This is a genomic window from Auraticoccus cholistanensis (assembly GCF_009742705.1).
Taxonomy (GTDB): Bacteria; Actinomycetota; Actinomycetes; order Propionibacteriales; family Propionibacteriaceae; genus Auraticoccus; species Auraticoccus cholistanensis.
Genome location: NZ_WPCU01000005.1, coordinates 501,716 through 514,234, shown reverse-complemented (window position 1 = coordinate 514,234; position 12,519 = coordinate 501,716). Strand labels below are relative to the sequence as shown.

The 12,519-nt window shown below is 73.4% G+C and carries 10 protein-coding genes; 1 reads left to right on the top strand and 9 read right to left on the bottom strand.

All coding sequences use genetic code 11. From position 1 onward, the window contains the following. Nucleotides 1–4: 4 nt before the first annotated feature. Nucleotides 5–607: a TetR/AcrR family transcriptional regulator gene (locus tag GC722_RS08275; RefSeq protein WP_156609482.1), complete on the bottom strand. Its 603-nt coding sequence runs from the start codon at nt 605–607 to the stop codon at nt 5–7. A 69-nt stretch (nt 608–676) separates the two neighbouring features. On the opposite strand from GC722_RS08275, the gene GC722_RS08270 reads away from it, so the two are divergent. Beyond that, nucleotides 677–1,252 (top strand): DnaJ family domain-containing protein, encoded by a 576-nt coding sequence (locus tag GC722_RS08270; protein ID WP_156609481.1) that lies wholly within the window; start codon nt 677–679, stop codon nt 1,250–1,252. 240 nt (nt 1,253–1,492) lie between these two features. On the opposite strand, the gene GC722_RS08265 is transcribed toward GC722_RS08270, so the two are convergent. From GC722_RS08265 to GC722_RS08230, 8 genes are all read right to left on the bottom strand, one after another. Beyond that, entirely contained in the window at nt 1,493–2,332 is an 840-nt protein-coding gene (locus GC722_RS08265) for a MerR family transcriptional regulator (RefSeq protein WP_197429908.1), read from the bottom strand. A gap of 7 nt (nt 2,333–2,339) precedes the next feature. Continuing rightward, complete coding sequence (locus tag GC722_RS08260; RefSeq protein WP_156609480.1) at nt 2,340–3,014, bottom strand: HEAT repeat domain-containing protein; 675 nt, start codon at nt 3,012–3,014, stop codon at nt 2,340–2,342. Nucleotides 3,015–3,071: 57 nt separating this feature from the next. After that, the gene (locus GC722_RS08255; protein WP_331714548.1) at nt 3,072–3,983 is read right to left on the bottom strand and encodes a glycoside hydrolase family 43 protein; all 912 of its coding nucleotides are present in this window, start codon (nt 3,981–3,983) and stop codon (nt 3,072–3,074) included. Nucleotides 3,984–4,117: 134 nt separating this feature from the next. After that, a complete protein-coding gene (locus GC722_RS08250; RefSeq protein WP_156609478.1) occupies nt 4,118–5,998 on the bottom strand; it encodes a rhamnogalacturonan lyase in 1,881 nt (626 codons plus the stop codon). 215 nt (nt 5,999–6,213) lie between these two features. Then, nucleotides 6,214–7,023 carry an NUDIX hydrolase gene (locus tag GC722_RS19220; RefSeq protein ID WP_156609477.1) on the bottom strand — a complete coding sequence of 270 codons (810 nt, stop codon included), beginning with the start codon at nt 7,021–7,023 and terminating at the stop codon, nt 6,214–6,216. Further along, nucleotides 7,020–9,035: a 1,4-alpha-glucan branching protein GlgB gene (gene glgB, locus GC722_RS08240; RefSeq protein ID WP_156609476.1), complete on the bottom strand. Its 2,016-nt coding sequence runs from the start codon at nt 9,033–9,035 to the stop codon at nt 7,020–7,022. The genes GC722_RS19220 and glgB overlap by 4 nt, the downstream gene beginning before the upstream one ends. Next, nucleotides 9,035–10,429, bottom strand: a complete 1,395-nt coding sequence (locus GC722_RS08235) for a phosphotransferase (protein ID WP_156609475.1) — start codon at nt 10,427–10,429, stop codon at nt 9,035–9,037. Before GC722_RS08235 ends, glgB begins: the two co-directional genes overlap by 1 nt. Next, nucleotides 10,426–12,498, bottom strand: coding sequence for an alpha-1,4-glucan--maltose-1-phosphate maltosyltransferase (locus GC722_RS08230; protein ID WP_408609300.1), 2,073 nt, complete (start codon nt 12,496–12,498; stop codon nt 10,426–10,428). Before GC722_RS08230 ends, GC722_RS08235 begins: the two co-directional genes overlap by 4 nt. Nucleotides 12,499–12,519 lie beyond the last annotated feature (21 nt).

Here is a 12,519-nt window from a genome sequence, read left to right as displayed (position 1 = left end):
CGCGTCATGACGGGGGACCGAAGAGCCGGTCCAGGTGCTGGTCGACGGCCCTGAGTGCCGCCTGCGGCTCGACGACGTCGAGCTCGAGGAGGGTCGCGAGACCGGTCAGCGCGAGGAGGAGGTCCGTCTCGACGCCGGGGTCGCGACCCGGGGGGATGTGTCCCTCGTCCAGCGCCTGCCGGATGAGACGTTCGACCATCGAGCGCCCGTCGCGCAGCCCCGTGCCGACCTGCCGCTTCAACGCCGGGTCGTGCATCGCCTCGAGGACGTAGGCCGCGTTCATGCGGCTGGTGGCCCGGGCCTCGGGTCGCAGGGGGAGCATCTCGGTCAGCACCAGCCGCAGCACGTCGCGGGGATGCGGAGGGTGGTCGAGCTCGGCGAGACCCCGCTCGACCCGAGCTCGCGTCTGCTGGGACGCGTACTCCATCGCGAACGCCAGCATCTCGGCGCGCGAGGAGAAGTAGTGCTGCAGCTGCCCCAGGGAGACCCCTGCCTCGCGGGCGACCTCCCGCATGGTCGCACGTGCCCAGCCTTGCTGGTCCACGATCCTCCACAGCGCTCCCGCAATCGCCTCGCGCCGTTCGTGGTGGTCGACCTGCTTCGGCATCCGCGCCCCTCCTGTTCGGTACAGGTGACATAATACAGGTGACCTGAGACGCGGAGCGAGGGAGCGCTGATGACGGGACCCGAGTCGGGACTGCCCCTCTCGTTCTACGACCCGGCCGCCTTCGCCCTCGACGCGGAGGTGACGATCGCGCTGCTGGCCGACCTGAAGATCCGCGAGGCGATCGCACGCGGCGAGTTCGACGACCTGCCCGGCAGCGGCCGGCCGCTCGACCTACCCGATCGGCACGACCCCGACTGGTGGCTCAAGAACCTCATCCGACGCGAGAACATCTCGATGCTGCCGCCGTCCATCCAGCTGCGCAGGGACGACGCCGCCCTGGACGGACAGCTCGACCGGCTGCCGGACGAGGCGGCTGTCCGGCGTGAGATCGAGCAGTTCAACGAGCGGGTGGTCCGTGCCCGTTACCAGCTGCCGGCAGGTCCGCCGCTGATCACCATGCCGCGTGACGTCGAGGCCACCGTCACCGCGTGGGCCCGTCGCCGGCCGGCCCGGGCCGAGGAGGCCCGGCGGAGGGCGCGTGAGCAGGCCCGTCCGGCCGACCGCGGTCGCCGGCGCCTGTTCGGCCGGCGGAGGAGTCGGTCGTCGCGTCAGGGGCCTGGACGTGGCCAGGGCTCGGACGGCTGATGGCTGCGCTCGTCGCTCGCGTCTGCTCTGGCCGAGGTGCGTGCCGGCGGGCTCGACCGGGGTGGCCGTGTGGCCGGGCCTCGTCCTCGGCCGGGCGCCTGCCGAGCACGAAGGCCGCGGTCATCGCGACCCGGTCGTCGGGATCCTCGGTGAGGGCGGTGAGCGTGGCCGACGCCGCGGGCCCCGGGACGCCGGCGAGCGCGGTGGTCAGCCGCAGCCGCCCTGGGTCGTCTCCGACGGTCAGGGCGTCGGAGAGGGCCCGGGCCACCGCATCCGCGTGCCCGTGCGAGGAGGCCAGGGTCGCCAGCACGTCGGCGGCCTCCACGTCGTCGCGTCCCTGCGCCACCAGGGTGACGAGGCCGCGACCGCCGCGGCCGACCCGCTTCGCCCCCGTGCCAGGGTGGCCCGGGCGGCCACCACCGGGTCGGGGTGGTCCGACAGCTCGGCCAGCGCCGCCCCCGCGGCGGGGGTCGCCAGCTTCTCGAGCGCCGCCACCGCCCGGTGCCGCCGTCCGGGGTCGGCAGAGCGTAGGGCGCCGGCCAGGACCGGTACGGCGGCGTCACCGGTCCGGGCGAGCGCCCAGTGGATGGCGCCGGCCACGGCGGGGTCCGTCTCCTCGAGGGCCGCCTCCACGAGCACCCCGACGTGCCGGTCGGCCTCGTCGGCCACCTTCAGCGCTGACCGCTGTCGCTGCGAGGGGCTGCCCGCGCCGATGCCGCGCAGCAGCGCGATGGTCCGCAGCACGTCGGACCAGGCGGTGGGCCCGCTGAGGCGCACCTGCTGCAGCCGGTGCAGCAGCTCCTGGTCACGGGCCAGTCGCTCCCTGGTGCGGCTGATGAGGTCCTCGACCACCGCCTCCGGGCTGAACGACAGGTCGTCCAGCACGGCCACGACCTCCGGCAGGCTGAGCCCGAGCGAGCGGAGCCCCTCGGCGTGGAGGAGGCGTCGCACGTCGTCCTCGGAGTACTGCCGGTAGCCGCCCGCCGAGCGCCCGGTCGGGGACACCAGCCCGATGCGGTCGTAGTGACGCAGCATCCGCGTGCTGATCCCCGCCCGCCCGGCGACCTCGCCGATCAGCACCCTGCGCTCACTCGTCCACCACCACCGGGGCGCCGAGCAGGGCGAGCGTCCGCTCGGCCGCGGCGACGGCCACGTCGAAGCCCTCCTCGGGGTGCTGCACCAGCCGCTCGGTGGCGAGCGCGTGCCTGCGCCGGCCCCGGTCGGTCGAGGCCGCGGCGCGCCGCAGCACCGGGGCGGCGGCGTCCCCGAGAGCGACGAGCGCCCGGCTGAGGCTCCGCTGGACCTCGAGGTCGCCCCGGCCGAGCTGGCTGGCCAGCTCCTCGGCCAGCGCCGCCTCCTGGCCCTCGGGCACGAGGACGGCCGCGGCCCGCCAGGCGGCACGGGCCACCTCGACCTCGGCGTCGCGGAGGAGGTCGGTGGTGATCTCCGGCCAGGCCCGCCGGTCGCCGATCTTGGACAGCGTGTGCAGGGCCTGGCTGCGGGCCTGCGGGAACGGCGAGCGCAGCTCCAGCAGCACCCGGTCGACCGTGGCCGGCCCGTCGTGCCGGGTCAGCGCCCAGGTCAGCATGTCGCGCACGAAGAAGTCGGGTTCGACCGCGCACCGTGCGACCAGCACCTCCACCTGACCGGGCGAGGGGTGCGTGCCGGCGAGCAGCGCCGCCTGCAGCCGCGCCGACGCGTCGGGGGACTGCAGCACCGCCCGCAGCCGCGATCCGGTCCTGCTCTCGTCCTGCTGGGTCATCGGGACCACCTCCGCACCCCAGTAGAGACCTTGTCACCGTGCCAGGGTCAAGCCCGTTCAGCGCGGCGCCGGCACCAGCGTGTTCTCCAGGCGGGGCTCGTCCACCCGCACGGCCGCGCCGTCGAAGTGCACCTGGCTCAGCCACATGGTCCGGCCGGGGTCGCGGGTGCCCACCGCTCCCGGCATCCAGGCGTGGTAGACCATCCAGACCCGGTCGCCGTCGGCGAACAGGGAGCAGTGACCCGGTCCGGCGGCGACGTCGTTGCCGACCAGCAGCGGCTCGGGGTCCTTCGTCCAGGGTCCGGTCAGCGAGTCCGCGACGGCGTGCCCGACGGCGTAGTCCGGGCTGGCGAAGCCGTTGCCGGAGTAGAACAGGTGGTAGCTGCCGTCCACCCGCCACAGGCACGGCCCCTCGACCAGCGTCCCCTCCCACTCCCGGTCCTGCTTGACGACCCGGCGGGGCTGCCCCACCAGCTCGGTGCCGTCGGCGGAGAGCTGCTGCAGCGAGATCCAGGTGTCGACGCCGACGGCGTTGCCGTCGTTCTTCCACAGCAGCCACAGCGAGCCGTCCTGGTCGCGGAAGGGGGACGCGTCGATGGAGCCGCCCACGGCCGACTCGAAGACCAGCGGCCCGCTGCGGACGTCGGTGTAGGGGCCCTCGGGACGGTCGGCGGTGGCGGTGCTGACGCACTGCAGCCTCGAGTCGGGGCCGGGGGTCGTGTAGTACATCACCCAGCGCCCGTCGACCTCGATGATCTCCGGCGCCCACACCCGGCCCGGCCTGGTCCACGACGGCAGCGTCGGCAGGGCGTCCGGCGCCGGCTGCCAGCTGACCAGGTCCTGGCTGGTGAGGGCCTGCACGTTCCCGCCCGGGCCGTTGGTGGCGATGGCCAGCCAGCCGTCCTCGGTGCGGACGATCTGCGGGTCCGGGAAGTTGTGGGGGTAGACGGGGTTGGTCCAGCGCTGCACCGGTTCGCCTCCAGGTCGTGGTGGTGGGTCGGGGCGAGCATGGCACGGCCGCGGTTCGCACCTGCGGCCCCGGCACGGCGGAGCCCACCGGACGACGCGCGTCCGGTGGGCTCCGCTGCGGGGTCGGGCGGGTCTCAGGCGCCCAGGTGGTACCCGGTGTGCGGGGGCTGGTTGTAGGCCACGTTCTGCGTGGCGACGCCCAGCCGGTAGGTCCGGTCGTGCATCAGGGTGGTGACCTTGTGCTCGGTCGGGGCCGTGGTGGTGTAGATCCGCAGCGCGGTGTAGTCGGTGATCGGGTAGACCAGCTCCTCGCGCCAGTCACCCAGCAGGTCCGCCTGCAGGGCCGGGTTGCCCTTGGTGGTGTTGTTGGTGGTGGTGCCCTCGGCCCGGAACACCTCCTCGGAGCGGTCGGCCTCCCAGTTCCACTTCGAGACCGTCGGCGTGCCGAGCTGGCTGGCGCTGTCGTACTGGTGGTCGGCGATCTCGCGGAGCAGGTCCCCGTCCCACCAGGTCACGAAGTTGGCCGCCGGCACGGTGGTGGCCAGCAGCTCCCCGCTGACGTTGCGCAGCTCGGGGCCCTCCGAGCCGGTGGCCCAGCCCTCGGCGCCCTCGTGGGTGGGGTCGATGTCGGCCATCGCGGCCCGCCCGGTGTCGCGGACGGCCGGGATCGACCACAGCACCTCGCCGGTGGCCGCGTCGCGGTAGGTGGCACCCCGGTTGCCGCTGGTCGACATGCTCTCGTGCGGGGCGAAGACCTCCAGCCCCGGACGCGCCGGGTCGAAGTCGGAGACGTGCAGGGCGTCGCCGTGGCCGAGCCCGGTGTTGTACAGCAGCTCCCCGTCGTCGTCGAGGGTCATCGACCCGAAGACGATCTCGTCGCGGCCGTCGGCGTCGACGTCGGCGCTGGCCAGGTTGTGGTTGCCCTGGCCCTCGTACTGCTTGCCGACCTCGTCGGAGTCGAAGACCCAGCGGCTGGTGAGGTCCTCGCCGTCGAAGTTCCACGCGGCCACGACGGCGCGGGTGTAGTAGCCGCGGCTGAACACGACGGAGGGGTGCTCGCCGTCGAGGTAGGCCACGGTGGCCAGGAAGCGGTCCACCCGGTTGCCGTAGCCGTCGCCCCAGGAGGCCACCGAACCGCGGGGCGGCACGTAGTCGACGGTGTCCAGCGCCGCACCCGTCCGGCCGTCGAAGACGGTGAGGTACTCCGGGCCCGAGAGCACGTAGCCGTCGGGCTCGCGGTGGTCGGCGGAGGCGTCGCCGATCACCGTGCCCCGGCCGTCCACCGTGCCGTCGGCGGTCTTGAGCGTGACCTCGGCGTCGCCGTCGGAGTCGAGGTCGTAGACCATGAACTGGGTGTAGTGGGCGCCGGAGCGGATGTTGCGGCCCAGGTCCAGGCGCCACAGCCGGGTGCCGGCGAGCTCGTAGGCGTCGAGGTAGGTGCTGCCCGTGTAGCCGGCCTGGGAGTTGTCCTTGGCGTTGCGGGGCTCCCACTTCAGGACCAGCTCGTACTGGCCGTCGCCGTCGAGGTCGCCGACCGAGGCGTCGTTGGCGCGGTAGTCGTAGGACTCCCCGGCCGGGGTGACGCCACCGGCCGGCTTGTCGAGGGGGACGTCGAGGTGGTTCTGCGACCAGACCCCGAACTCCTCGGTGCTCGGGTGGGCCGCGGGCCGGCCGACGGCCTCGACGCGGTACCGGGATCCCGGCGCGCCGTCGGCGTCGACGAAGCTGGTCGCGCCCCGCAGCGGTGCGCGGGTGATCCGCTCGCCGTCGCGGTAGACGTGGAACATCACGCCCGGACGGTCGCTGCCCAGCACACGCCAGCTGAGGACGTTGCCGTCGTCGGTGCGGACGGCGACGGGAGCGCGGTCCAGGTCCTCGGCCCAACGGGTGTCGGTGGCGGGGGCCAGGTTCGCGTGCGGGGGTGCGGCCTCGGCTGCGGGGGCCAGGGCGAGCGAGGTGGTCACCAGGGCCGTGGTGAGGCCCACGGCGAGTCCGGTGCGGGGGAGGGGGTGCATGCTGTCGTGCCTTCCCGCCGGCGCATGAATCGATTCAAACTCTCGACGGACGGGGTGGTGGCGAGTCGAGGGGGGGTTCATGCCGTGCCGGCTCATCGACGTTGATGGACGACATCGGGGGTGATGTCGCAACCGCTTGCGGTTCGACCAGACTCGCCGGGGAAGCGCTTCCTGTCAACCGGGTGCGGCCGGTGGCGTGCCGGTCGGGACCGGGCTCAGCCCTCGTCCAGGACCGGTGAGCCGTCCTCGAGGTAGTGCGCCCGCCCCGGGTGGGCCTGCAGGTGCAGCAGCCGGCGGGCCGCGCCGGGACGCAGCCGCTCCAGCGCCTGCTCGGCGGTGGTCCAGTGCACCGAGGCGATCTCCCGGGGCTCCAGCCTGAACGCCGCCACCTGCGCCTCGTCGAGCACCCCGCCGTCGAAGATCAGCTCCACCGCGTCGTCCCAGCCCTGGTACGGCGGCAGCCAGTCGACGGCCAGCACGGGGCCGAGGGTGACGTCGATGCCGAGCTCCTCGCGCACCTCGCGCACCGCGCCGGCGAGCGGCGACTCCCGCGGCTCCACCACGCCACCCGGGAGCTCCCAGTCCGGCTTGAACGTGGTCTGGCAGAACAGGTAGCGCCCGGCGCGGTCGCGGAAGAGCACGTGGGCGATCACCCGGGTGCGGGGCAGCACGCTGTTCATCACGCCCGAGAAGCCGTCGGGGCCGTGCACCACGTCGCTGGCCAGCCGGGCGTAGAGCACCACGTCCTCGTAGCTGTCGGCACCGGTGCGCAGGGCCAGCCGCCGCCGTCCCTCCTGCCGGAAGCCGGCCTTCTGCACCGCCCGGCGGGCCATCGTGTCCGAGGCCGGCAGCGACACCTCCAGACGGCGCAGCCCGCCGGCCAGGATCGACTCGTCACCCACCGCGCTGAGCGCGCGGGCCAGCGTGTCGCTGTCGGTGGCCATCGCCCAGCTGAGGGTGCCCACCCCGTCGTGGCGGGTGACCTGGATGCTGAGCTCGGTCGAGCCGCCCGACGTGCTGCTCACCGGCGCCGCGCCCGCTTGGCCCGCGGAGCCACGGGTTCGGGGGCGGCGGGCTCGGCCGCGGCGGACTCGGGGGCGGGCGCCTCCTCGGTGGCCTGGTCCTCGCCCTCGCTGAGGCTGAGCACCGGGTCGTGCACCAGCCACACCGCGGCGAGCGGCGGGATGGTCACCGTGGCGCTGGCCGGCAGCCCGTGGGAGCCGACCTCGACCGCGGTGACCGCGCCCAGGTTGCCGAACTCGCCGGTGCCGTCGTAGTGCTCGGCGTCGGTGTTGAGCACCTCGCGCCAGCGGCCCTCGGCCGGCAGCCCGATCCGGTAGTCGCGCCGGGGCTCGGCCGAGAAGTTGATCAGGCAGGCCATCGCCCGGCCCTGCTCGTCGTAGCGCAGGAAGGAGAAGACGTTCCCCCCGGCGTCGTCGGCCGAGATCCAGGAGAAGCCGCTGGGCGAGTTGTCCTGCTGCCACAGCGCCGGGTGCTCGCGGTAGATGCTGTTGAGGTCGCGGACGAGCAGCTGCAGTCCCCGGTGGCCCCAGTGGCTGGTGGCCAGCCAGTCCGGACCCCGGTCCTCGCTGAACTCGCTGCGCTGGCCGAACTCGCAGCCCATGAACAGCAGCTGCTTGCCCGGGTGCGACCACTGCAGGGCGTAGAACGCCCGCAGGGTGGCGAACTTGCGCCAGTCGTCCTCGGGCACCTTGCCCAGCATGGAGCCCTTGCCGTGCACGACCTCGTCGTGGCTGATCGGCAGCACGAAGTTCTCCGAGAAGGCGTACACCAGCCCGAAGGTTATCTCGTGGTGGTGGTACTGCCGGTGCACCGGCGCCCGCCCCAGGTAGCGGAGCGAGTCGTTCATCCAGCCCATGTTCCACTTGAACCCGAAGCCGAGCCCGCCCTCGTGCACCGGCCGCGTCACGCCCGGCCAGGAGGTGGACTCCTCGGCGATGGTCACCACGCCCGGGACCCGCTCGTAGAGGTGGCGGTTGACGAACTGCAGCAGCTCGATGGCCTCCAGGTGCTCGCGGCCGCCGTAGCGGTTGGGCAGCCACTCGGTCCGGGAGTAGTCCAGGTAGAGCATCGAGGCCACCGCGTCGACCCGCAGCCCGTCGATGTGGAACTGGTCCACCCAGTACAGCGCGCTGGAGACCAGGAAGGACTTCACCTCGTTGCGGCCGAAGTCGAAGATGTAGGTGCCCCAGTCCAGGTGCTGGCCCCGGCGGGGGTCGGGGTGCTCGTAGATCGAGGTGCCGTCGAAGTTGGCCAGCGCCCACTCGTCGGTGGCGAAGTGGCCGGGCACCCAGTCCATGATGACGCCGATGCCGGCCTGGTGGAGCCGGTCGACGAGGAGTCGCAGCTCGTCCGGGGTCCCCATCGAGGCGAAGGGGGCGAAGTAGCCGGTCACCTGGTAGCCCCAGGACCCCAGGAAGGGGTGGTGGGCGACGCCGATCAGCTCGACGTGGGTGAAGCCCTGCCAGGTGACGTACTCGACGAGCTCCTCGGCCAGGTCGGCGTAGGTGCGCCCGGGCCGGAACGAGGGCAGGTGCACCTCGTAGATGCTCATCGGCTCGGCGTGCGGGCGGCTGCGCGCCCGGCGCTCCAGCCACTCCTGGTCGCCCCAGGTGTAGCTGCTGGCGTGGACGATCGAGCCGGTCGAGGGCAGCCCCTCGGCCTGGCGGGCCATCGGGTCGGCCTTCTCGCGCCAGACCCCGTCCGCGCCCAGGATCCGGTACTTGTACACGCTGCCGGCGCCGACGCCCTCGACGAACAGGGCCCAGACCCCCGAGCCGGGGATCCGCTGCAGCTCGTGGTCGCCGGGGACGTAGTGGTTGAAGTCGGCGATCAGCTGGACGCGCTGGGCGTTGGGCGCCCAGACCGAGAAGCGGGTGCCGTCGACCGAGCCGCGCTCGTCGTCGGCGACGGTGATCACGTGGGCGCCGAGACGCCGCCAGGCCTCGGTGTCGTGCCCGGAGTGGAACCCCTCGAAGTCCCAGCCGCGCAGGCCTCCCTCGCGGTCGTGTGCCATCAGCGGTCCTCTCGGTCGTCGGGTGCAGGGTGGGAGCCGGGGCTCTGGTCGTCGCCGTCGGGGACGACCAGCCGCTCCAGCGCCCGGAGCGGGATACCCACCCAGGCGGGGCGGTTGCGGACCTCGTAGACCACCTCGTAGACGGCCTTGTCTGCGACGTAGGCCTGCAGCAGCAGGCTGTCCTCGGCCGACAGCGGGCGGTCGCCGCTGTAGCCGGTGAGGAAGGCGTCGGTGCAGGCCTGGGCCCAGCCCTGCGCGGCGGTCGCCGCCGCGCTGCCGACGGGGTCGGCCGAGGCCGCGGCGGCGGCGCTGCCGGCGGCGTAGTCGAAGGAGCGCAGCAGCCCGGCCACGTCACGCCAGCGGGAGTCGGGCTCGCGGCGCTCGTCCATCGTCTTCATCGGCTCGCCCTCGAAGTCGATGATCTTCCAGCCCTCGGAGGTGAGCAGCGTCTGGCCCAGGTGGAAGTCGCCGTGCACCCGCTGGGTGGTCGGCCGCAGCGGCTCCACCCGCGCGAACAGCGCCTCCAGCTCCTCGCGGACGTCGGCGAGCTCGCCGGCCTCCCGCACGGCTGCGTGCAGGCGTCGCACCATGGTCTGGCCCAGCGTCTGGCCCGGCACCTCCCCGGTGGGGAAGTGGTCGGCCAGGGCCTCGTGGACGCCGCGCAGGGCGACCCCGAGGGCGTGCGCCTCGGCGGTGAAGTCGGTGCCCTCCGTGCAGGCGGCCAGCGCCAGCTCCCAGCCGTCGCGCGCCTGGTGCAGCTGCTCGACGACCATGGCCAGGTCGGCCGCGTGGTGGCGGGAACCGCTCTGCCACTCCGCCTCGATCCAGCCGTAGAGCCGTGCGGCCCGCGCCCGCGGGTCACCGGCCAGCGCGTGGTGGACCTCGATGTCGAGGTTGCGGCCGGGCTCCAGGCGCCGGAACGCCTTGATCATGGCGACCTCGCCCAGCATCACCGAGGAGTTGGACTGCTCCCCGCCGAACAGCCGGGGCGCCAGGTCGTCGGTGAGCCGGTGACCGGGGACCGTGCGGCACCGCAGCGACGCGGCGCCCTCCTCGACGGTGCGCCCGGCGACCAGGGCCCGCAGCACCGCCGCCATCGCCTCCGGGTCGCGGGTGGCGTCGTGGACGTCCACCCGGCCGAGCCCGGGCACCTCCTCGGTGGCCAGGACGTCCCCGCCGGCGCCCTGCCCGCCCGCGGGACGGTAGGACAGCAGCAGCTGGTACTGCTCGACGGTGTCGTCCTCGTAGCCGATCTCGGCGATCTCGGGGCGCACCGCCGGCCAGCTGCCGGCCGGGGTCAGCCAGGGCAGCGGCTCCACCCCCAGCAGCTCGGTCTCGCGACCCTTGCCGCCGAACCAGCGGGCGCGGCGGATGTGCTCGAGCAGCCCGCTCACTCGGTGCCCCCGGCGCCGGCGGCGAGCGGCTGGCCGTTGACCGAGCGGATGCTGAGCAGGTGCGCCGGCCGGGCCGGGCTGAGCGAGACGAAGTTGCGGGCACCCCAGGAGTAGACCTCCCCGCTGAGCTCGTCGTGCACCTCGAGCAGGGCGTCGCCGGGCAGACCCATCGCGGCCAGGTCCAGGTAGACCTCGCTCTCGCGGGTCTCGTAGGGGTTCAGGCTGCAGACCACGACGACGTGGTCCTGCCCGGAGCTCTTGGAGAACACGAGCACCTCGGCGCTGGGGGCGTGGTGCAGCCGGGTGTCGCGCAGCTGCTGCAGCGCCGGGTGCGCCCGCCGGATCTCGTTGAGCCGGCCGAGCAGCAGGTTGAGGTTGCCGGGGGCGTCGAAGTCGCGGGGGCGGTACTGGAACTTCTCCGAGTCCATGTACTCCTCGCCGCCGACCCGCAGCGGCACGTGCTCGCACAGCTCGAAGCCGGAGTAGACGCCCCAGGTGGGCGACATGGTGGCCGCCAGCACGGCGCGGATGGTGAAGGCGCTGGGCCGCCCGCTCTGCAGGAAGGTGGGGTTGATGTCGGGGGTGTTGACGAAGAAGTTGGGCCGCATGATGTGCGCCGTCTCCTGCGTCACCTCGGTGAGGTACTGCTCCAGCTCCCACTTCTCGTTGCGCCAGGTGAAGTAGGTGTAGGACTGCTGGTAGCCGACCTTGCCCAGGGTGCGCATCATCTCCGGCTTGGTGAAGGCCTCGGCCAGGAAGAGCACGTCGGGGTCGGTGCGGCGGACCTCGGCCAGCAGCCAGGCCCAGAAGTTCACCGGCTTGGTGTGGGGGTTGTCGACCCGGAAGATGCGCACCCCGTGCGACATCCACAGCCGCACGATGCGCAGCACCTCGGCGTAGATGCCCTCGGGGTCGCGGTCGAAGTTGACCGGGTAGATGTCCTGGTACTTCTTGGGCGGGTTCTCCGCGTAGGCGATGGTGCCGTCGGGACGCTGGGCGAACCACTCCGGGTGGTCGGTGACCCACGGGTGGTCGGGGGAGGCCTGCAGGGCCAGGTCGAGCGCGACCTCGAGCCCGAGCGAGCGCGCCTTGGCCACGAAGCGGTCGAAGGCGGCCATGTCGCCCAGGTCGGGGTGGATGGCGTCGTGACCGCCCTCGGGGCCGCCGATGGCCCACGGCGAGCCGGGGTCGCCGGGGCCGGGGGTGAGGGTGTTGTTCGGGCCCTTGCGGAAGGTGCGGCCGATCGGGTGGATCGGCGGGACGTAGACCACGTCGAAGCCCATCGCCGCGGCCGCCTCCAGCCGCTCGTGGGAGGTGTCGAAGGTGCCCGAGACCCATGCCTTGGTGTCCTCGTCCCAGTACGCCCCCTGGGAGCGGGGGAAGAACTCGTACCAGGCGGAGAACAGCGCCCGCTGGCGGTCGCAGAAGATCGGGTAGTCCGGCGTGGGGGAGACCAGCTCCCGCGGCCCGTGGGTGGCCATGGCCCGCCGCACGCTGCGGCTGAGCCCGACCTCCATCAGCTCGGCGGGGCTGGCGTCGGGGCTGAGCGCGGTGGCGGTGCCCCGCAGCAGCGCCGCGTCCCCGGTCTGCCCGGCGGCGGTGGCCGCCTCGGCCGCGGCGCCGATGACCTGCTGGCCCTCCAGGCACACCAGCTCGACGTCGATGCCGAGGGGGAGCTTCGCCTCGGCGTGGTGCACCCAGGTCAGCCACGGGTCCGACCAGCCCTCCACCCGGAACGTCCAGGGCCCCTCCTGGTCGAGCACCACGTGGGCCTCCCAGTCGTCCAGCCCGGCCGGCGGCAGCGCGGTCATCGGCACCAGCCGCTCGGTGCCGTCGGGGGAGGTCAGCACCACCGAGGCGTTCACCGCGTCGTGGCCCTCCCGGAAGACCTTGGCGCGGATGGGCACCCGCTCGCCGACGGAGGCCTTCGCCGGGTAGGCGCCGCCCTCCACCACGGGACTCACCGCGGTGACGGGGATCCGGCCGATCGGGACGCCCAGCTCGCGGCGGCGCGGCGGCTGGGGGCGGGAGGAAGCGGTGGGGGACGGGTCCTGGCGCCTGGTGGTCACGGGCCCAAGGTAGCGTCAGCG